The 20,503-nt window shown below is 68.4% G+C and carries 18 protein-coding genes and 1 tRNA gene; 6 read left to right on the top strand and 13 right to left on the bottom strand.

Going from position 1 to position 20,503, the window contains the following annotated elements; translation table 11 throughout:
• Positions 1-124 precede the first annotated feature (124 nt).
• Both ACP96_RS09170 and ACP96_RS09165 read left to right on the top strand, forming a co-directional pair.
• Positions 125-697 (top strand): SRPBCC family protein, encoded by a 573-nt coding sequence (locus tag ACP96_RS09170; RefSeq protein WP_050024170.1) that lies wholly within the window; start codon positions 125-127, stop codon positions 695-697.
• Between the two features lie 82 nt (positions 698-779).
• Positions 780-851 (top strand) — tRNA-Ala (locus ACP96_RS09165).
• A gap of 325 nt (positions 852-1,176) precedes the next feature.
• Here the strand turns inward: ACP96_RS09165 and ACP96_RS09160 are convergent.
• From ACP96_RS09160 to purB, 6 genes are all read right to left on the bottom strand, one after another.
• Positions 1,177-2,955, bottom strand: coding sequence for an L-lactate permease (locus tag ACP96_RS09160; RefSeq protein WP_050033077.1), 1,779 nt, complete (start codon positions 2,953-2,955; stop codon positions 1,177-1,179).
• A gap of 217 nt (positions 2,956-3,172) precedes the next feature.
• Positions 3,173-3,865, bottom strand: coding sequence for a metal-dependent hydrolase (locus ACP96_RS09155; RefSeq protein WP_050033076.1), 693 nt, complete (start codon positions 3,863-3,865; stop codon positions 3,173-3,175).
• Positions 3,865-4,521 carry a hypothetical protein gene (locus ACP96_RS09150; protein ID WP_050033075.1) on the bottom strand — a complete coding sequence of 219 codons (657 nt, stop codon included), beginning with the start codon at positions 4,519-4,521 and terminating at the stop codon, positions 3,865-3,867. The genes ACP96_RS09155 and ACP96_RS09150 overlap by 1 nt, the downstream gene beginning before the upstream one ends.
• An 86-nt stretch (positions 4,522-4,607) precedes the next feature.
• Positions 4,608-5,492 carry a sensor domain-containing protein gene (locus ACP96_RS09145; protein WP_050033074.1) on the bottom strand — a complete coding sequence of 295 codons (885 nt, stop codon included), beginning with the start codon at positions 5,490-5,492 and terminating at the stop codon, positions 4,608-4,610.
• A gap of 100 nt (positions 5,493-5,592) precedes the next feature.
• The gene (locus ACP96_RS09140; protein WP_050033073.1) at positions 5,593-5,955 is read right to left on the bottom strand and encodes a zinc ribbon domain-containing protein; all 363 of its coding nucleotides are present in this window, start codon (positions 5,953-5,955) and stop codon (positions 5,593-5,595) included.
• Between the two features lie 41 nt (positions 5,956-5,996).
• Positions 5,997-7,472 (bottom strand): adenylosuccinate lyase, encoded by a 1,476-nt coding sequence (gene purB / locus ACP96_RS09135; protein WP_050033072.1) that lies wholly within the window; start codon positions 7,470-7,472, stop codon positions 5,997-5,999.
• Positions 7,473-7,640: 168 nt separating this feature from the next.
• On the opposite strand from purB, the gene purH reads away from it, so the two are divergent.
• The gene (purH, locus tag ACP96_RS09130) at positions 7,641-9,245 is read left to right on the top strand and encodes a bifunctional phosphoribosylaminoimidazolecarboxamide formyltransferase/IMP cyclohydrolase (protein ID WP_050033071.1); all 1,605 of its coding nucleotides are present in this window, start codon (positions 7,641-7,643) and stop codon (positions 9,243-9,245) included.
• 608 nt (positions 9,246-9,853) lie between these two features.
• On the opposite strand, the gene ACP96_RS09125 is transcribed toward purH, so the two are convergent.
• The 4 genes from ACP96_RS09125 to ACP96_RS09110 all read right to left on the bottom strand — a co-directional run bounded on the left by ACP96_RS09125 (position 9,854) and on the right by ACP96_RS09110 (position 15,166).
• Complete coding sequence (locus ACP96_RS09125) at positions 9,854-11,014, bottom strand: sensor histidine kinase (RefSeq protein ID WP_050033070.1); 1,161 nt, start codon at positions 11,012-11,014, stop codon at positions 9,854-9,856.
• Positions 11,015-11,111: 97 nt separating this feature from the next.
• Entirely contained in the window at positions 11,112-12,347 is a 1,236-nt protein-coding gene (locus tag ACP96_RS09120) for a digeranylgeranylglycerophospholipid reductase (RefSeq protein ID WP_050025426.1), read from the bottom strand.
• 194 nt (positions 12,348-12,541) lie between these two features.
• Entirely contained in the window at positions 12,542-13,405 is an 864-nt protein-coding gene (locus ACP96_RS09115; RefSeq protein WP_050025427.1) for a 2-oxoacid:ferredoxin oxidoreductase subunit beta, read from the bottom strand.
• A 3-nt stretch (positions 13,406-13,408) separates the two neighbouring features.
• Positions 13,409-15,166 carry a 2-oxoacid:acceptor oxidoreductase subunit alpha gene (locus ACP96_RS09110; RefSeq protein WP_050033069.1) on the bottom strand — a complete coding sequence of 586 codons (1,758 nt, stop codon included), beginning with the start codon at positions 15,164-15,166 and terminating at the stop codon, positions 13,409-13,411.
• 332 nt (positions 15,167-15,498) lie between these two features.
• Between ACP96_RS09110 and ACP96_RS09105 the strand changes: the two genes are divergently transcribed.
• Positions 15,499-16,143 carry an FAD-dependent oxidoreductase gene (locus tag ACP96_RS09105; RefSeq protein WP_050033089.1) on the top strand — a complete coding sequence of 215 codons (645 nt, stop codon included), beginning with the start codon at positions 15,499-15,501 and terminating at the stop codon, positions 16,141-16,143.
• A gap of 393 nt (positions 16,144-16,536) precedes the next feature.
• Here ACP96_RS09105 and ACP96_RS09100 read toward each other — a convergent pair whose 3' ends face one another.
• On the bottom strand, positions 16,537-17,640 hold the full coding sequence (locus tag ACP96_RS09100) for a pyridoxal phosphate-dependent aminotransferase (RefSeq protein ID WP_050025432.1): 1,104 nt from the start codon (positions 17,638-17,640) through the stop codon (positions 16,537-16,539).
• 142 nt (positions 17,641-17,782) lie between these two features.
• On the opposite strand from ACP96_RS09100, the gene ACP96_RS09095 reads away from it, so the two are divergent.
• A complete protein-coding gene (locus ACP96_RS09095) occupies positions 17,783-18,286 on the top strand; it encodes a metal-dependent hydrolase (protein WP_050025433.1) in 504 nt (167 codons plus the stop codon).
• 3 nt (positions 18,287-18,289) lie between these two features.
• On the opposite strand, the gene ACP96_RS09090 is transcribed toward ACP96_RS09095, so the two are convergent.
• A complete protein-coding gene (locus ACP96_RS09090; RefSeq protein WP_050025436.1) occupies positions 18,290-19,108 on the bottom strand; it encodes a PHP domain-containing protein in 819 nt (272 codons plus the stop codon).
• 130 nt (positions 19,109-19,238) lie between these two features.
• On the opposite strand from ACP96_RS09090, the gene ACP96_RS09085 reads away from it, so the two are divergent.
• Entirely contained in the window at positions 19,239-19,535 is a 297-nt protein-coding gene (locus tag ACP96_RS09085; RefSeq protein ID WP_050025438.1) for a DUF7565 family protein, read from the top strand.
• 39 nt (positions 19,536-19,574) lie between these two features.
• Here the strand turns inward: ACP96_RS09085 and rocF are convergent, their stop codons facing one another.
• A complete protein-coding gene (gene rocF / locus ACP96_RS09080; RefSeq protein WP_050033068.1) occupies positions 19,575-20,480 on the bottom strand; it encodes an arginase in 906 nt (301 codons plus the stop codon).
• Between the last annotated feature and the right edge of the window lie 23 nt (positions 20,481-20,503).

Genomic DNA, 20,503 nt, shown 5'->3' with positions numbered 1-20,503 from the left:
TCCCCTCCCCTTTCGATCGTTCAGCCGCCGAGCCCCTCGCTTCGAGGGATCGTTTCGGCTTCCGATCGAGAGGGCCCCATCCAATCGTCGGACTGCTTAATAGGCGTCACCCGAATTCCCCTGCGTGGACGAACTCGTCGTGAGCACGGAGGTGTACGCCGACCCCGAGGACGTGTACGCGTTCCTGCTCGACTTCCCGCGGTACGCCAACTACTCGGAGTACCTCCGGGAGGTACGGACGCTGGAGGGGGAGGGCGGGCCGGGAACCCGCTACGCGCTGACGTTCGCGTGGTGGAAGATCACCTACACGGCTCACTCGCGCGTGACCGGCGTCGACCCGCCCGAACGGATCGACTGGGAGATCACGAAGGACATCGACGCCGGCGGGTGTTGGCGAGTAACGCCGGCGGCGTCGGAGAGCGGTCCCGACACGGACCACACCGCCGACGACAGCGGCGGCGACGACCCGACCGACCGCCCGTGCGAAGTCGCGCTCGAAGTCGAGTTCGACCCCGGCTCGGCCAGTTCGGACGCGCTCAACCTCCCCGCTCTCGTCTCGTTCGACTGGGTGCTGAAGAAGGCGATCCCGCTCATCAGAGGCGAGGCCGAGCGCGTCGTCGAGCGCGCCGTGCGCGATTTGGAAGACTCGACGCGCGACGTCGACCTCGACGTGTACGTCGATTCCGCGCGGATCTGAAGCCGTGTGGGAATCGATGTCGGCGGTGTCGCCGAGTCGAAGGCCTTAATATATCCAGCGGGGAACGAATGGATGCGTACGAGGGCTCGTAGATCAGTGGTAGATCATCCCCCTGGCACGGGGAAGGCCCGGGGTTCAAATCCCCGCGAGTCCACTTCTTCACTCACTTCGTTCGTTCAGTCGTTCCCTCGCGTGGTCCCGTTCGTTGCACTCACGGGACCCCCGCAAGTCCATTCCGATTCCTCCGCCATATCGGTTGTTCTCAAACGCACAGTAGAATCGCTATACTGTGCGTCATCGGGGAAATAGAGGATCTATCCCCCTTCCCCCAGAGAATCAATTAGCCTCGGGGTTCCAAGGCGAACGCCGCAGTCGTGCGATCCTCTGAGGGGAGAGGGTCGGTAGCTGTGTCCGGATCCCTCGGCGAAACACCGCGACCGCCACGGGCTCTGAGGAGGTGGCGCGATCCGTCGCCCTCCTCAGAACACCGTCGGGAACACGACGTACACGAACGCGGTCGTCAGCGCGCCGCCGGCGGTGAGGTAGTATGCCACGGGGATCAGGTTCAGCCTGATGACGTGACCGGTCTTGCCGACGAGGCCGACCGTCGCGAGCGCGGCGATCACGTTGTGGATCGCGATCACGTTCCCGATCGACGCACCGATTGTCTGGGCGCCGACGAGCAGTTGCGTCGACAGTCCGAGTTCCTGTGCGATCTCGAACTGGAACGCCGCGAACGTCACGTTGCTCACGGTGATCGACCCGGCGATGAACGCCCCGAGGGTCCCCACCATCGGCGCGAAGAAGGGGTACGCCGCGCCGAACGTCGACGCGGTCGCGTCCGCGAGCACGACGATCATGCTCCCGTCGACGGTCGCGCCGGGGTGGGCGGCGGTCTGGAGCATCACTTCGACCATCGCGATGACGAACACCAGCGAGATCGCCGGCGAGACGATCTTCCCGGCGGCCTCGCGCCACGCGTCAGTCACGTCACCGCTCCGCATCCGGAAGATCGGGACCGCGAGCAGCGCGCTGACGAGCAGCCACGTCCCGGGGACGTACGCCCAGCCGATCGCGCCGTCGATTCCGGTCCCGAGGATGCCGTCGACCGCGATCGTCATCCCGGGACCGTTCTGGAGGAACGACGCGATCGGGTCGATCACCCGCGTCCCGATCAGCAGTACGACGAGCGCGAGGTACGGCGACCACGCACGTAGGAGCGAAACGGACGGCTCGCCGGCGACCGCGCCGCCCTCGTCGCCGGTCGACGCAGCGTCGCCGCCCGCGACCGTCTCGGCGTCGAGCGCTCCCTCCCCCGCGTCGCTGCCCGGCTCGATGCTCCCGACCCAGTGGTCGGGCCACTCCTCGCGGGGCGGGAACGTCCACTCTTCCTCCGGCAGGAGATACCCCGCGTTCAGCGTTAGGACGACGACGGCGCCGCCGACCATCGCCGCGATGAGCGACGGGAGCTCCGGCCCGACGAGCCACGCCGCGGCGACGTACGGCACCGCGAACGCGACGCCCGCGAACAGACACAGCGGAGCGACCTCCCACACCGGCTCCAGCGACCGGTCCTCGTCGTCGGTCGCACCGAAGAAGTAGACGACCATCCCCACCGCGAAAAGCGGCATGAGCGTGCCTAACAGTCCATTGAAGACGGCCGCCCACGCGCCCGCGCTCGCCGAGTACGCGCCGACGGACTCGAACCCGCCGCCGACGATGGCGTCGGAGACCGCGGCGAGCGGCTGTTCGAACCCGACGATGATCGGCGTGCCGACGGCGCCGAACACGGTCGCGACGGCGTGGCCGACGAGCGCCGCGACGACGGCGGCGAAGGCCGGGAACCCGAGCGCGAGCAGCAGGGGCGCGACCACCGCCGCGGGCGTCCCGAACCCGGCGACGCCCTCGATGAACGTCGCGAGGAAGAAGCCTAACAGGACGACCTGCACCCGTCGGTCGTCGCTGATCGACGCGAAGCCGGCGTTGATCCGGTCGACGGCGCCGGAGTTCATCAGCGTGTACAACAGGACCAGCGCGCCGAAGACGATCCACAGGATCTCGATCGCGGCCATGGCGCCGTTGGCCGACGCGGCGAGGATCCACTCGACGGGCATGTCCCACGCGAGGAACGCGACCGCGGCGGCGGCCAGCCACGCGACCGGCATCGCGCGCGAGGCGGACCACAGCAGCCCGACGAGGAGTCCGGCGACGACCAAAAGCGGAACCAGCGCCAGCGGTGCGCTCGCCGAGAGCGTCATCGCCGATCACCCGCGCGGTCGGGGTGTCGTTTCCATACGCGACGCGTGTTCGGACTGTCTCGGCGGGACGGCATCACGGGCCTAACTGTCATTGTTTTTGTGCGGAATGGCGGATCTTATAAACGGTTATCAGGATTTTCGTCGCGTCGGATTCCCCGCCCGTCCGCGGTCGGTTCGAAAGCGACCCGGACGCGGCTCGGACGGGTCCGACTCGAACTCACTCCTCGGTGGCGTCCGGGTCCGATCCCGAATCCGGCCCCTGTACCCGTCTCGCGACGAGCGCGAAGAGGCCCAACCCGATCAGGTAGAGCCGCCAGCCGCTGCTCGCGACCGGGAACCGCCGGTCTACCGGCTCGTCGGTGACGATCGACGGGTCGCGCGGCTCGACCGGGTTGTTGACGTGGACGGTCTCCGTCGATCCCGTCGTTCCGGCGTCGACGCTCCGCGTGCCCGTCTCCGGATCGATCCGCACGTCGACGAACGTCTGGACGAAGCCGTCGGCGGTCGAGAGCAGAATCTCCCCGTCGAGCGCGAGGAACTCGTCGCGAAGCGGCCAGAGGAGGTTCACTCCGTCGAGGTGGGTCCAGTCGAGCGCGACGTGTGCGAAGACGTGCGCGAAGATCGCCACCCACGCGATCGCGACCCATCGGTCGGAGAGCCGGTCGCGGACCAGCGACCGACCCCGAACGCGGGTGTCGTAGTACAGGAGCAGCGCGCCGACCGCGGGGAAGACGAGGTTGTGTCCGACCGTCCGGTGAGCGCCGGGCATGATCGGCCCGAGGAAGCTGTCGATTTCGGGAACCACCACGACCACGAGCAGGACCGCGAGCGCACGCCGGTCGTAGTAGTCGCCGAGCAGCGCCGCCGCGAGCAACAGCGCGAACCCGGCGTGAACGACCGTCGAGGGCACTACTCGGTCACCTCCCGTCGCCCGAACCGGACCGCAAGCGTCGCGACCGCGGCCGCGACGACGACCAACTGCCACGCGCTCCGGACGAGCGACAGCTCGCGGTCGGCGTCGAGCGCGAGACCCGGTCGCCCGTCGGGATTCACGAACGTCGGAATCGCGTGCGAGGCGGTCGTTCCCGGGCTCGCGATCGGGAGGATTCCGGGGCCGTCAGCGCCGAGCGCGACGAACGTCTGGACGATCCCCTCTCGCGTCGAGAAGAGAAGTCGTCCGTCGATCCGATAGTAGGCGTCGTGAGCGGGATACAGCAGGTTCGCTCCCTCTGATCCGAACAGGTCCGTCCCGACGCCGGCGACGAGGAACGCGGCGAGCGCGACCCACACGATCCGCACGCCGCGCCACCCGAACCGAGCGCGGAACCGGGATTCACCGCTCACGACGGCGTCCCAGTAGAGCGCGCCCGCCGCGAACAGCGGGAGCCAGATCGAGTGGAGAAGCGCGTTCGTCGCGCCCGGAACGACGAGACTCGCGAGCGCGTCGAGATCGGGAGCGACCGCAGCCGCGACGACGACCGCGACCGCGCGCCGGTCGAACGCGGCGCCGAGCAGGGCCGCCGCCAGCAACGCGCCGACGGCGGCGGCGACGAGCGTCGGAGCCATACCGACTCTGACGGTCGCACGAGAATAAGCGCTCCGGGGGCGGGGATCGCGGCGGCCGCGGCGGTCACGGCAGCCGCGGCGCCGGATCAGGAGCCGCCGTCGTCCCGGACCGGCTCGTCCGCCGAGCCTGTATCGCCGGCTGAGCCTGTATCGTCGCCCGAGCCCGGCTCAACCGCGTCCGCCGGGATGAACTCGTCCGGTTCGGGAGGCGCGGACTCGGCGGCCGGCGACTCGTCGTCGCTCCCACTAGAATCGTCGCTCCCGCTCGAGTCGTCGACTGTCACCGGACCCCCGTCGTCCGCCGCCGACTCCGCGGCAGACGCCTCCTCGTCCGTCCTCGGCTCCCCGAGCAGCGCGGTCGCCATCTGCCGACAGACGTACGCGACGAAGTTCGTGACGTGGAGCGCCACAAGGACTCCGACGACGCCGAGCAGGACCGCCAGCAACGCCTCGGGGAGCGTGTCGATCGCCCACGTTACCGGCTCCCCGTTGGACTCGCCGAAGTTGGCCACGTAGGGGTACCGCAGCGGGGCGAGAAGCAGCGGGAGCCCGTTCGCGAGCGCGACCAGAGGGACGAACGCGACCACGGTGACGAAGAACTTCAGCGAGAGGAAGCCGACGCCCCGCCACGTCGACGCCGCGTCGACGTACTTTCTGACGCCCGCGACCGCGCCGTCCGTGTCGGCGGGCACGTCGTCGTACCGGTCGAGGTCCGTCCCCAGCAGCCGGTTGGCGAGCCAGCGCTCGAAGCCGGCGGCGATCCGGGCGCCGATGAGCGTCGCCAGCAGGATGACGAAGCCGACCAGCACCGCGGAGAACACGAGTCCGAACATGAACCCGAACGAGAACAGCATCGAGTAGACGAACCCGAGCGGGATCGCGAGCAGGAGGTACAACAGGTGTCTGTACGTTCTGCCGTCGGCGAGGACGCCGACGACCGGGAGGGTCGAGGGTGAACGGAGGGAGACCATGCGCGGTCGTGACGTTTCTTTCCGCCGACATAAATCGGTCGCAATCGACGGGGCGTAAGAGAGTTCAAAAGAGGGACGGTCTCGGCCGCGTCGCGCCCACCTACCCGATGAAGAAGTCGATCGCGTCGCCGGTCGAGCGTCCCTTGTACAGCTCCGAGTAGCCGCAGTCCGCGCACGAGACCACCGTGAACTGGCGGTTCTGTACGTCGAGCATCTTGGTGAGGCCGGTGCCGCTCGTGGCGATCTCGTCCGTCTCGGTCTCCTCGCCGCCGCACTTCGGACAGCCGCGTCCCTCGCCGGCGGCGATCGAATCGTGGCGGTCGTCGGTCGCGGGGGACTGATCGCCCGCGGTGCGGTCTCGATCGCCTGCCGAACGATCCCGATCGTCGGTCGCGCGGTCTCGCTCGTCGGTCCGTTCGTCGTCGAAGACGGAGTACTCCGTCTCGCTGTCGTCGGAGGGCATCGGTGCCACCTGCTCCCGCGACGACTAAACCTTTTGTGGCGTTACTCGTCGATCTCGTCGACCAACTCGTCGGCGACGCCGGTGTACCCTGCGGGCGTCAACGCCTTCAGCTCCTCGCGGACGCCCTCGTCGACGTCGAGGTCGTCGAAGAGGTCGCGGAAGTTATCGAGAGTGACGCGCTTGCCCCGCGTCAGGTCCTTCACGCGCTCGTAGGCGTCCGTGTCGCCCTCACGGCGGAGGATCGTCTGGACCGCCTCGCCGATCACCTCTGGTGTCGCCGCCAGCTCCTCGCGCATGACGGTCTCGTTCGGAACGATCGACGCGAGCCCGTCGCCAGCCTTCGAGTAGCCGATCAGGCAGTGCGCGAGGGCGGCGCCGACGTTGCGCTTGACCGTCGAGTCGGAGAGGTCGCGCTGGAGCCGCGAGGTCGTCACGTAGTCGGCGAGGAAGGCCAGATCCGAGTTCGCCTTCGAGAGGTTCCCCTCGCTGTTCTCGAAGTCGATCGGGTTCACCTTGTGCGGCATCGTCGAGGAGCCGGTCTCGCCCTCGACGGTCCGCTGGCCGAGGTAGCGGTCGGAGACGTACAGCCACGCGTCGAGGTCGAGATCGAGGAGGACGTTGTTGACGCCCCGCAGCGCGTCGAACAGCGCTGCCAAGTCGTCGCAGGGGTTCACCTGCGTCGCGAGCCGCGTGTGCTCCAGATCGAGCCCGCGCACGAACGACTCGGCGAAGGCGGGCCAGTCGACCTCGGGGTAGGCGGCGTCGTGGGCCGCGTACGTGCCGGACGCGCCCGCGAGCTTGCCAGAGAGGTCGCCGTTCGCGACGACGACCCGCCCGAGCGCACGGCCGAGCCGCGAGGCGTACACGGCCATCTCCTTGCCGAACGTCGTCGGCGTCGCGGGTTGGCCGTGGGTACGCGCCAGCATCGGCGTCTCGCGGTGCTCCCGCGCGAGGTCGGCGAGCGCGTCCCGGACCTCGCGGATCGCGGGGACGATCGCCTCGCTCACGGCCTGTTTCACCAAGAGTCGGTGCGCGAGGTTGTTCACGTCCTCGCTCGTGAGCCCGAAGTGGATCCACGGGTACAGCGCCTCGCTCTCGGCGATCGTGTCAGACTCCTCGAGGTCGTCGAGTCGGACCCGCAGGAAGTACTCGACCGCCTTCACGTCGTGGTTGGTCGCGTCGTACCCCTCGGCGCCCTCGACCTCAAGCGCCTTGACGAGGCGAGCGTCCTCGGCGGAGAAATCCTCGTAGATCGCCCGAAGCGCCGCCTCGGCCGTCTCGTCGAGAGAGATGGGGGTCGCGTCGAGTGCGGCCAGTTCGATCAGGTACTCGACCTCGACGCGAGTCCGGGCGCGCATGAGCGCGGCCTCGCTCGCGTACGGCGACAGCGGCGTGGTCCGGGAGGCGTACCGCCCGTCGAGCGGGGACACCGCCGCGAGGGGGTCCGAGCGCGACAGCCCGGGGATCGGTTCGTCGGCCGGTGCGTCGTCGCCGGGCGTGTCGTCGGCGTCGGTCATGTCCGCGACTGCCGCCGGAGCCAGCAAAAGCGTGTCGATGGGGAGACGCACGGACGTGGATCCGTTCTCGATCTCCGCCGGGTTCTTACCTGATATATATCCGCGAACGTGAACACACTCCCGCCGCGGACCGCAATGGATATACGCGATCGGTCGGACCCCACAGGTATGAAGATCGCCGGACTCGCGAGCAACCGGGGACGGAACCTCAGACACATCGCCGACGCCGCGCCGGGCGGCGCGGAGCTGTCGGTCGTCCTGACCAACCGCGAACAGGCGCCCGTGCTGGAGGCCGCGACGGAGCGCCGGATCCCGACCGAGGTCGTCGAGCGCGAGGAGGGGGAATCGCGCGAGTCGCACGAGCGACGGATCGTCGACCGACTGGCCGGGTACGACTTCGACCTCGTCTGTCTGGACGGGTACATGCGCGTGCTCACCGACGAGTTCCTCGACGCAGCGCCGGCGACGCTGAACGTCCACCCGTCGCTTTTGCCCGCGTTCCCCGGCACGGACGCCCACGAGCAGGTGCTCGACGCCGGCGTCCGCACCACCGGCTGTACCGTTCACGTCGTCACCGAGGAGGTCGACGCGGGCCCGATCGTCACGCAGGAGCCGGTGCCCGTCTACGAGGGCGACGACGCCGACGCGCTGAAGGACCGCGTGCTTCACGACGCCGAGTTCACGGCGTACCCGCGGGCGGTGCGGTGGTTCGCCGAGGACCGGGTGACGGTCGAGCGCGACGGCGACGGCGCCCCCGTGAACGTGACCGTCGACGGCGACGCAGGCGGCGACTTCCCCGAGCGACGGTTCGTCTCCGAGGAGCGCGCCGACACGCTGCGGTACGGCGAGAACCCCCATCAGGATGCCGCGCTCTACGTCGACGACGGCTGCGAGGAGGCGAGCGTCGTCGATGCGCCCCAACTGAACTCCGGTGCGAAGGGGATGGGGTACAACAACTACAACGACGCCGACGCCGCGTTGAACCTCGTCAAGGAGTTCGACGAGCCCGCGGCCGCCGTGATCAAGCACACGAACCCGGCCGGCTGCGCGACGAGCGACACGCTCGCGGACGCGTACGACCGCGCGCTCCGCACCGACGCGAAGTCCGCGTTCGGCGGCATCGTCGCGCTGAACCGCGAGTGCGACGCCGACACCGCTGACGCGGTCGTCGACTCCTTCAAGGAGGTCGTCGTCGCGCCCGGCTACACCGACAGCGCGCTCGACGTGCTCCGGGAGAAGAAGAACCTCCGCGTGCTCGACGTGGGCCCCCTCGGCGAGGGCGACGAGCGCTTCTCCGAGCAATTCACGGAGAAGCCGGTCGTCGGCGGTCGCCTCGTGCAGGAGCGGGACCGCCAGTCGCCGGCCGCGAGCGACCTCGAGGTGGTCACCGAGCGCGAGCCCACCGACGAGCAGCTTGAGACGATGACCTTCGCGTGGAAGACGCTCAAACACGTCAAGTCGAACGGCATCCTCTTCGCGACCGGCACGGAGACGGTCGGCGTCGGGATGGGGCAGGTGTCCCGCGTCGACGCCGTCACGCTGGCGGCGATGAAGGCCGAGAAGGACGCGGACGGGAAATCCGCCGAGGGCGCGGTGATGGCCTCCGACGCCTTCTTCCCGTTCCCGGACGCGATCGAGGAGGCGGCCGAGGCCGGCATCGAGGCCGTGATCCAGCCCGGCGGCTCCGTCAACGACGAGGACGTGATCGCCGCGGCCGACGAACACGACATGGCGATGGCGTTTACGGGCTCGCGCTGTTTCCGGCACGACTGACGACGCCGTTTCTCTCCGACGACGACGTTGAAATCCTATTTTCAGTCGGATTCACCCGCGACAGTCGGTTACTGAGGATTGCTCCCCGCTCGATTGCAAAAGTGAGTATTGCAGATCGTCAGTGGCAAGATCGTACTTAAAAAGACATGAGCGATAGCGACAATCGCTTATAAATGAACGCGGCGGTGGCGCGCCCCGGTGAGCGCCGCAACGCGGCGCGAACCGCCCGCGCGAGGGAGTCGCTCGCCAGAGGCGAGCGACGAGGCTGGGGAGGCGTGAGGCTGCGGTGCGGTTGCGGGTGGGGAGGACTCAAAGGGGCAGCCGGTGAGGCGGGCGCAGGCGACGCAAGCACCGCAGGGAGCGAGTGGAACGAGCGACTGAGGAGCGCAACGAGCGTGCGCCCGCCTCACCGGCTGGGGCTTTGGAGGTCTTCACCACAGAGTCGTCGATCGCTTATAAATAGCCGACAGCAACGCCACTCGATCGCTTATAACCAATCTCACTTGCGACGTACGATACCTACTCCCGCGATCGATCGCCGCCGTGTCCGTATCGACCGCAACCGAGATAGATACTCACCCGGTGGAGATCGAAACGGAGCCGCTCGACTACTCGCTACCCTCCGTCCCCGGCTCGACCGGCTCCATCCCGCCGATCTCGAACCGCGCCCCGCCCGCGTCGCTCTCGGTCACCGACACCTCCCAGCCGTGCGCCGAGACGACCTGCTGGATGATCGTCAGCCCGAGCCCGGTCCCGGACTCGCCGGTGGTGAACCCGTCGACGAACACCTGATCGCGCTCGTCTTCGGGAATCCCCGCGCCGTCGTCCTCGACGTAGACGCCGTCGCCGCCGTCCAGGTCGCCGACGCGGATCGTCACGTCCTCGCCGCCGTGTTCGATGGCGTTTCGAAACAGGTTCTCGAACACCTGCTGGAGCCGGCTCCAGTCGCCCAAGACGGCGCGGTCGGTGTCGACTTCGAGGGTCGCATGGGTCGCGTTCACGAACGACCAACACTCCTCGACGAGTTCGTCGATCCGGATCTCCTCGCGGCCCCCGATCGTCTGCCCCTCGCGGGTGAGAAACAGCAGGTCGTCGATCAGCGACCCCATCCGGTCTATCGCGTTGCGGCACCGTTCGAAGTGCTCGGGGTCGCCCGTCTCTTCGGCCAAGTCGAGGTAGCCGTCGACGATGCCGAGCGGGTTCCGGATGTCGTGGGAGACGACGCGGGTGAACTCCTCCAGCTGGTCGCGCTGTTTCTGTATCCGTTCGGTGGCCTGCTTCTGGAAGATCTCGTAGCTCACCCACTGGGCCATCAGCTCGACGAACGTCTCCTCGTCCTCGGAGAAGGGCCGGTCGCGCGCCTCGGTGTCCGCGAAACAGAACGTGCCGTACACCCCGCGGTTGACGACGACCTTCGCCCCGATGTACGTCTCCAGCCCGAACTCCTCGTAGGCGGCGTCCTCCTCCCACCCCTCGACGCGCGCGTGCTGGACGGTCAGCGCGCCGTCGACATCGACCGTCTTCCTGCAGTACGCCTTCGACAGCGGGCAGCTCTGCCCTGACTGGAGCAGCTCGTGATCGCCGCTCGCGGCCACGATCTGCTGGGTGTCGTCGTCGATCTCGGTGAGAAAGCCGGTCTCGACCCCGAGGTAGACGCAGCCCAGATCGAGGAGATCCGGGAGCTTGCTCTCGAACGACCGCTCCTGCTCCGCGGTGATCCGGTACATCCGGCGCAGGGCGTCGCCCTCCGACAGTTCCACGTCATCCATCGTGCATCAGGGCTCTTGGTATCGTAACACTACCCACGTCGCATTAAATCGGCGGGTCTCTGCGGGATCCGGCCTCGTCAGCCCGAACGGACCGTCGCTACGACCCCAGGTGCTCGCGCGCGAACTTCGCCAACAGCGGGACGTCGGAGAGGTGGAGCAGCTTCGCCATCGACGCCTTCTCGCCTTGGTTCGCCTTCTCCAGCGTGTTCTCCTCCGCCTGCCGGAGGTCGCGCATGAACTGGTCGTAGCGCTCGTTGGGCGCGAGGTACAGCAGCCGCGTGAGCATCAGCCGCGACTTCATCCGCGGCGCCACGTCGCGGTGCCAGAGGCGCTCGTAGACGGCGAGGCTCTCGGCGTCGAGGCGGCGCTCCGAGTCGGTGAGACACCGGTCGACGGTGGCCGCCGCGGCGCGGGCCGACTTCATCCCCTTGTGGATCCCCTCGCCCCACAGCGGGTCGATGGAGGGGACCGTGTCGCCGATCGCGAGGAAGCGGTCGGTGTGCATCTCGTCGGGCATCTGGATGTGCGCGGAGCCGCGGTGGACCTTCTCGTCGATCGTCTCGGCGTCGGCGAAGCGGGGATCGCGGTCGACCCACGCGTCGAGGTAGCCGTCGACGGTCTGCCCCTCCTGTGCGAACTCGCGGTGCCGGTCGTTCTGGATGTAACAGAGCCCGACCTTCGCGGTGTCCTCGCCGGTCGCGAAGATCCACGAGTAGCCGCCGGGCGCGATGTCGTGGTCGAGGCGGAGCATCATCGCCCGCCGCAGGTCGGCGTACTCCGGGTGGTTCATCTCGACGCCCTCCATCTCGTACTCGATCCCGATCGCCTGGTTTTCCCGCTCCAGATCGACCACGTCGAGGGCGCTCGCGATCGGCGCCGCGGGGCCGGTGGCGTCGACGACCACCTCGCCGTACACCTCCTCGTCGCCGTTGTACCGGACCCCCTCGATGACGCCGTCGTCGTCGAGGATCGGCCGGGAGACGCGCGAGTCGAACCGGTACTCGGCGCCGTTCTCGCGGCCGTCTGCGACGAGGAACCGCTTGAACTCGGCGAACTCCAACACCGCGCCGGGCTGGTAGCTCTTGTAGTGGCTGTTGGGCGACTCCAACACCACGTCGTCGGTGTACGACATCACCACGTCGTCGGGGACCCCGAAGGAGGACATCATCGACGGGAACGTCCCGGCGGTCGATTTGTTGCTCTGGCGGGGAAACTCGTCTTCCTGCTCTGTTTCGAGAACGACGACGTCGTAGTCTCGCGTCGCCAGGTCGCGAGCGCACTGGGCGCCCGCCGGTCCGGCACCCGCGATCACGACGTCGTAGCGATCAACCATATACCCGTGAATACAGACCCACGTAATTAGGTTTGCTGAAACCGGTTGCAAAGGGGCCGTGAGCCGCCTCGGTCGCCGGATTTTGGCGATCCACTAAGGTCGGAATGTCTCGGTCGGCGAAACGTCGCCAATCGGCAGAAGCGATCGCGATCGGAACGCAGGACGGAAAGCCGGGTCCCGCGTTCGGTTCCGGTTCAGTAGAACTCGCGCACGAGGTCCGTCGCGCCCTCGGGCGCGCCGTCCGGAATGACGGACATGTCTTCGTCGACGCCGTGACGCTCGTGGTACGGTACCGACTCCTCGTCCTGGTAGATGATACCCTGATGCTCCGTCTCGTCGTCGAAGATGACGTCTTTGGCGGCGTCCTTGTCGCTGGGGTCGTGGTCCTCTTCCTTCAGGTCGACCAGCGAGTCGCGGAAGTAGTCGTAGGTGTCCACGTCGTTGAACGTGACGCACGGCGAGTAGACGTTCACGAAGCCGAACCCGTCGTGTTCGACCGCCTTCTGGATGATCTCCTGATGGCGGAGCGCGTCCGAAGAGAACGACTGCGCGATGAACGTCGCGCCAGACGCCAGCGCCAGCGCGTGCGGGTTAACGGGCGGCTGTTTCGGACCCTCGGGGCTCGTCGACGTCTCGAAGTCCTCGCGCGAGGTCGGCGAGGCCTGCCCCTTCGTCAGCCCGTAGATGCGGTTGTCCATCACGACGTACGTCATGTCGACGTTCCGCCGAACGGCGTGGACGAAGTGGCCCGCGCCGATGGAGTAGCCGTCGCCGTCGCCGCCGGCGACCATCACTTCGATGTCGGGGCGGGCCATCTTGACGCCGGTGCCGACCGGGAGCGCGCGCCCGTGAACGCCGTGGAGCGCGTAGCTGTGCATGTACGTGCCGATCTTTCCGGAACAGCCGATGCCGGCGACGACGAAGGTGTTGTCGGGGTCGTTACCCGTCTCCGCGAGCGCCTTCATCATCCCGTTCATGGTCCCGAAGTCGCCGCACCCCGGGCACCACGTCGGCTGCTTGTCGGACTTGAAGTCGGTGAATCGAATGTCTGAGCTCATTGGTTACGCCTCCACCCCCGCCGCGAGGGTCTCCTTAATGTCGTCTGCGAGTTCGTCCGCCTTGAATCGCACGCCGTTGTACTTGTTAATCCGATCGACGCGCTCTAACACGTCGTGCTCGACGAGGTCCGCGAACTGCCCCTGCTCGTTGCACTCCACGACGATGACGCTCTCCGCCGCCTCGACATCCTCGGACAGGTCCGGCCGCGGGAAGATGTACGGGACCGAGAGGACCCGCACGTCGAGCCCGTCGTCCGCGAGGAACTCGACGGCCTCGGCGAGCGCGCCCTCATTTGACCCCCACGTGACCACGAGCGTGTCGGCGTCCTCGTCGCCGAACTCGCGCGGGCTCCAGTCCTCGCGCTCGCGGGCCGTCTCGACCTTTCGGTTGCGCTTGTCGACCTGCTCGACGCGCATCTCCGTGTCCTCGGTCCGGCGGCCCTGCTCGTCGTGTTCGAGGCCGGTGGACATGTGCGCGCCGTCGGCGGTGCCGGGGAACGCCCGCGGCGAGATCCCGTCGTCGGTGATCTCGTGGGGCTGGAAGCCGCCCGACTCGCTCATGTGGTCGTCGATCGTCGTCTCGTCGACGACGTTGCCGCGGTCGATCTCAACCTCGTCCATGTCGAAGGTGTCCGGGGAGAACGTCTGCTCGGTGACCGCCATCGAGAGGTCGGCGGTGAGGTAGACGGGGAGCTGGTACTTCTCGGCGAGGTTGAACGCCTCGACCGTCTTCCAGAAGCACTCCGCGATCGTCGTCGGCGCGAGTACGAACCGGGGGACCTCGCCGTGGCCGCCGTACAGCATCTGGTTCAGGTCGCCCTGCTCCTGTTTCGTCGGCATCCCGGTCGAGGGGCCGGAGCGCATCACGTTACAGATGACCAGCGGCGTCTCCGAGGTCGCGATGAGCCCGAACGTTTCCGTCATCAGGTCGATCCCGGGACCGGACGTGGCGGTCATCGACCGCGCGCCCCCGCGGGCGGCGCCGAGCGCCATGTTGATCGCGGACAGCTCGTCTTCCGCCTGCACGACGTGGCCGCCGTACCGTTCGATCCGACCCGTGAGGTACGTCATCACGTCGGTCGCGGGCGTGATCGGGTAGCCGGCGTAGAAGCGGCAGCCGGCCGCGATGGCGCCCATCCCGATCGCCTCGTCGCCGTTGAGGAGGACGTAGTCCTCGTCGGTGGTCTCCAAGTTGTAGTCGAACTCGTGGTCGTACTCCTCGGCGACGTACGACCGCCCCGCGCGGGCGGCCTCCTTGTTGTTGTCGACGAGCTTCTGACCCTTGTCGGAAAAGCGCTTTTCGAGGGCGGAGTCGAGGTTCTCGATGGGGAACTCGGCGACCTCGCAGGCCGCGCCGAGCGCGACGACGTTCCGCATGATCGCCCCGCCCGCCTCCTCGGCGAGTCGCTTGAGCGGGACGTCGATCCCGATCATCTCCTCGGGGATCTCCACGTCTTGCATCGTGGTCCGCTCGCCGTCGTAGATGATCACCGACCCCTCGTGGAGTTCGTCGAGGTTCTCTTCGATGGTCCGGGGAGTCAACGCGATGAGGACGTCCAGGCGGTCGACGACGCTCTGTACCTTGTCGACGGAGGTCCGCACCTTATACGCGGTGTAGCCGCCCCGAATCCGCGAGGCGAAGTCCTTCGACGTGAACACGTGTCGACCCGCCCGAGAGAGCGCTTGCGCGAAGATCTTCCCGGTCGAGTCGATGCCGTCGCCGGCCTCACCGCCGACGGCCCAGTTGAAGTCCGCAGGCATGCTATGTGGGGGCTTTCGCCGGACTCATCAAAAGACTTCTGGAAGGAGCTACCAATCCGTTTCTGAATATTCGTTGTATTTTCTGCGAATATTGTCGCTAATAGCGCTTAGATACGGTTATATATCGTTTATAGTGAACGAATGTTTTTCAAATCCCTCACGATCGACCCTCATTGTCGTCGGTGATATCGACAACTGTCGAACAAATCGGGCGCGGCAGACGGACAGCGCGCGTGACTCGATCCAACGGCCCGCGCGTCCGCGACGGTTTCGACACGGGCAGCACCGACGCCGACGGGAACACGTTTGTGTCTCCCGGCCGGAACGGAGTCATGGACACGACAGCGACGGTCAGCGCGGTCGAGACGGTCGGCCGCGACACGTACGCCCTCCGGTTCGACGCCCCCGACGGGTTCGCCGCCGAGCCCGGTCAGTTCGTCAAGCTCGGCACCGAGATCGACGGCGAGTCGGTCGCTCGGTTTTACACTCTGTCGTCGCCGACCGTGGGCGACACTTTCGAGGTCACGGTCGGCATCGACCCCGAGGAAGGCGGCGACTTCTCCGCGTTCCTCGCCGGCGCCGAGGCGGGCACCGAGATGACCCTCTCCGGGCCGTTCGGCGACCAGCACTACGACGGCGAGCCGCGCGCGGTCGTGATCGCGGGCGGCCCGGGCGTCGGTCCGGCGGTCGCCATCGCGGAGCGCGCGCTCGACGACGGCGCCGAGGCCGCGGTCGTCTACCGCGACGACGACGTGTCGCACGCGGACCGGCTCGATCGACTGGCGGAGCGCGGCGCCGCGATCCACCTTCTCGACGCGGACGAGGAACTCGACGACGCGGTCGCCGAGGCGCTGACGGGGAGCGAGGGCGAGACCGTCTTCGTGTACGGCTTCGCCGATCTGGTGGCCGACGCGGAGGCCGCGGTCGAGGCCGCCGGCGGCGACGCGGACGCCGCGAAGGTCGAGAACTTCGGCTAGACGCGGTTTGGGACGTTTTAGGCGGTTGTTTTTAAGTGGATTACTGAGAATTGGTGAACTCCTCCAAAGCCCCAGTCGCTCGCTTATAAATGGTTGATGCTGGATCGGCGGAGAACACCTCCAAAGCCCCAGTCGCGAGAAGCCCGCACGCTCGCTGCGCTCCTCAGTCGCTCGTTTCACTCGCTCCTTCCGGTGCTTGCATCGCCAAGCGTCGTCCTCGCGGCTGCCCCTTTGAGTCCCACCCCGCACAGCACCGCCCCGCACCTCACGCCTCCCCAGCCTCGTCGGCGCGGCGCTTTTAAGCGCCGCGCCGACTCCCTCGCGGTCGGCTCGCGCCCTTATCAGGGCGCTCGCCGGCACGCCACCGCGATCCGTCGCGGGGCCGTCCACGGATCAGTCCCCGAAGTAGTCGGCGAGGCGCTCCGCGGCCTCCGCGGTCCGCGGCGTCACGAGCGCGAACCGGATCCACTCGTCGCGGGCGGTGCCGAACGCGTCGCCCGGCATCCCGGCGACGCCGGCCTCGTCGATCAGGCGCTTGACGTTGTCCATCGTCCCGGGGAAGCCGTCGAAGCGCGCGAGCACGTAGAACGCTCCTTCAGGGCGGGTGTACTCCGCGCCAGCCGCGTCGAGTGCGTCGGTGAACGCGTCCGCGCGGTCGGCGAGCAGGTCGCGGGCTTCGGCGTAGTACTCCGGGGGCGTCTCCGCGAGCGCGTGGTGGACCGCGTACTGCGAGGGCCGCGCCCCGGCGACGTTCACGAGCATGTGCCGCGTCTTGGCGTCGCCGACGTGTTTCTCGGGGAAGATCCCGTACCCGACCCGGAACCCCGTGATCGCCATCGACTTCGAGAAGCCGCTGGTGACGATCACCCGATCGGAGTCCAGCGTCAGCGCGGACTCGAACTCGCCGCTGAGATCGAAGTGGTCGTACACCTCGTCGACGAGGACGAGGGCGTCGACCGCCTCGGCGACCGCGACGACCTCGCGGATCGCGTCGAGGTCGTAGACCGCGCCGGTCGGGTTATTCGGCGTGTTCAGGACGACGAGGGCGGTGTCCTCGCTCGCGGCCTCCCGGATCGCGTCGACGTCGAGGCTCCCGTCGCGCGCGGTCGGGACGAGCGTCGCCTCCCCGCCGAGCATGTCCGCCTTGCCGGGGTAGTAGGGATAGACGGGGTCGGTGAGCAGCGCCTCGTCGCCCGCGTCGCGCTCGAACGCGCGCGCCATCGCGAGGTAGTTCGCCTCGCCGGTCCCGTTCGTGACCACCACGCGGTCGGGGTCGACGTTCCGGCGCTCGGCGATCGCCTCGCGGAGTTCCAGCAGTCCCTCGCTCGGCGGGTACTGGAACTCCGCCGAGGGGAGGTCGGCGTACTCGCGGAGCGCCTCCCGCAGCGCGGCCGGCGGCTCCCAGTCGGGGTTGCCGCTCACCATGTCGATGACGTCGCCGTCGGCCGCGGTCGCGTACTGCATCACGTGGAAGAACTTCGGCTCCTCGTACTCCATACCGGTCGCTCGGCGTCGGGCGCCGTGGCTCTTTCGGCTGGCCCCCCTGCGCTTGGCCGGCCGCCTGCGTGCGTTATGCCGACCGTATCCTCTGCCCACCCCGATCCGGTGGTTTCACCTGCGCCCCCAGTCACCCGGAGGTATGAACAAACGGGGTCACGTTCTCAACGGCTTACTGCTCGCGCTCGGGCTCGGCTTCGTCATCGAGCCGAGCCTCAGCGCGGCCACCGCGCGGACCGTCGCCGAGATCACCGTCCCGATCGTGTTGGGGGCGCTGTTCCCCGACGTCGACACCGCCTTCGGCCGCCACCGGAAGACGCTCCACAGCCTCCCGGTGCTCGGGATATTCCTCGCGTACCCGCTCGTGTTCGGCAACCTCCAGTACGTCTGGATCGGCGTGTTGACCCACTACGTCCTCGACGTGGTCGGGAGCCGCCGCGGCATCGCGCTGTTCCACCCGCTGTCGGACACGGAGTACGGGATGCCGACCGGCGTGACGACGAGCAGCAAGTACGCGGATCTCGTCACCGTGATCGTCACGGCCGTCGAACTCGCGGTCTTCTGGGCGATTCACACCTACGTCGTGACCCTCGATCTGGACCTCTCGGCGGCCGCCTCGGAGGCGGCGGCGGGGCTCGGGATCTAAAGCTTAGTTCGGCCGGTAGTCGGAGAGCGTCCCGGAGTAGACACTTACGTCGTTGAACCGCCCCTCGTAGGCGACGTTGCTCGGGAGGGTCGGCTCGTCGCCGGAGAGGAACTGCCGGTCGAGCTTCTCCCACGTGTTCTCGTACGCGAGGTGGGCGAACTCCACGAGTCCGCGGAGCTGATGGGCGGCCCCGCCGCGGTGGACCACGGTTCGCGGCCGCGCCTCGCGGAAGGCCTCGACGACCGCGTCGACGCCATCGAGGTCGCCGTCGAACTCCGTCCACGCCTCGCCCACGGTGCCGGGGAGGTGGGCGTACGACGAGCCGAACCCCGGCTGATCGGTGGCCTCGGCGATCCGGCGCGTCCGGGCGTTCTGGTGCGGGAGGAGCTTCGTGTTGTACGTCTCGACCGCGTCGATCCGAGCGTCGTGGGCCGCGATCTCCGGGCGGGTGAGCGAGATGGTCGCGAAGCTCGGGTGAGGCGCCAAGACGGCGGCGTCCTGCCGGTCGGCCTCGGCCATCGCCGCCTCGAAGGTGATGTAGTCGGGGACCGGCTCGTCCAAGCCGAGAACGAGGATGTGCCGACGGTTCCCCCAGTCGCCGGTGAACACCTCGCGGGCGGGGACCACGGTCAGGTCGTCGTCGGAGAACCGGGCCGCGCGCGCCCGGATCGTCGGCAGGCGGGTGAAGTGCGGGGCGTACACGAGCGCGTCGATCCCTCGGTCCTTCGCGAGGGCCACGACGTCGTCGTCGAGCACCTTCACGTGGGCGTCGACGCGCGTTCTCGATCCAGTCACGGGTGGGCGTTCTTCGTCGCCGAGCAAAGGCGTATCGTTCGACGGCGAGTCCGGCGGAGTCGCCTCGGGGGTGCGCCGGTCACGCGCGGGAGCGACGGGCCCCAAGCGGCGGCCGTCGGGGGAAACCGTTAATCCCTCGCGGCGGGGACGAGATGACATGCCCCGCTGGACGTGCGGAATCGACGGCTGCGACGCCGGCTTCGACGACGTGGAGTCGGCCATCGTCCACCAGACGAACGGCCACCAGCGCCACGAGTGTAAGGTGTGCGGTACGATCGTTCCGGACGGCTACTTCGCGATCCGGCACGCGTTCGACGAGCACACCCGCGCCGAGTTCGTGCGCGCGTACGACGCCGACTCCGCGGCGGTCCGCCGCCGCGAGGAGATCAAACGCGATATCGAGCGCGAGGCGGACCTCCAGCGAGTCGTCGATCAGCTGGACCGAAGCCCCTGACGGCGCCCCCGCGGCTCGTCCGGCCGCGGCTCCCCGGTCTTAGAGCACCCGCTTCCCGAACGCGCTCGCGGCCAGTTCCGTCGCGAGCTCCGCGGTCTCGTTGTGCTGGTCCAGCGTCGGATTCACCTCGACGAGCTCCATCGACCGGACGGCGTCGCTCTCGGCGACGACCTCCATCGCGCTGTGGGCCTCTCGGTAGGTGACGCCGCCGCGGACCGGTGTCCCGACGCCGGGCGCCTCCTTGGGGTCGAGCCAGTCGAGGTCGAGGCTGACATGAACGCCGTCGACGCCGGCCGACGCCTCGGCCATCGCCTCCTCCGTCACGTCCGTGATCCCGCGCTCGTCGATGTCGGACATCGTGTACGCCGCGAACCCGCGGTCGCGGATGACCTCGACCTCCGCGTCGTCGACGGACCGAAGCCCGACGAGCGCGACGTTCTCCGGGTTCAGTCCGGGCGCGTTCGCCCAGTCCGACCCCGCGAACTCGCCGAGCCCGAGCGCGGCCGCGAGCGGCATCCCGTGGACGTTCCCGGAGGGCGTCGTCGCGGGCGTGTTGAGGTCGGCGTGCGCGTCGAACCACACCGCGCCGATCTCCGCGTCCCGCGCCGAGCCGACGAGCGAGCCGATGGCGATCGAGTGGTCGCCGCCGAGCGCGAGCGGCACCTCCCCCGCCGCCAGCGTTCCGCCGACTTCGTCCCCGAGCCGGCGGCAGACGTCGGCCGTCTCGCGGAGGAACTTCGCCTTCCCGTCGCGGGGCGCCTCCGCGTCTGGGTCGCGCTCCTCGGCGCGCGGGACCGCGAGGTCGCCTGCGTCGACGGTCTCGACGCCCGCGCCCGCGAGCTGGTCGGCCAGTCCCGCGTACCGGATCGCCGACGGTCCCATGTCCACGCCGCGTCGGTTCGCCCCGTAGTCGGTCGGCGCCCCGATGATCCTGACTGTGGTCATGTCCGAGAGAGCGCCCCGACGAC

It is taken from the genome of Halorubrum halophilum (assembly GCF_000739595.1).
Classification (GTDB): domain Archaea; phylum Halobacteriota; class Halobacteria; order Halobacteriales; family Haloferacaceae; genus Halorubrum; species Halorubrum halophilum.
The sequence above is the reverse complement of the archived record's forward strand: the minus strand, read 5'-3'. Positions and strand labels throughout refer to the sequence as shown.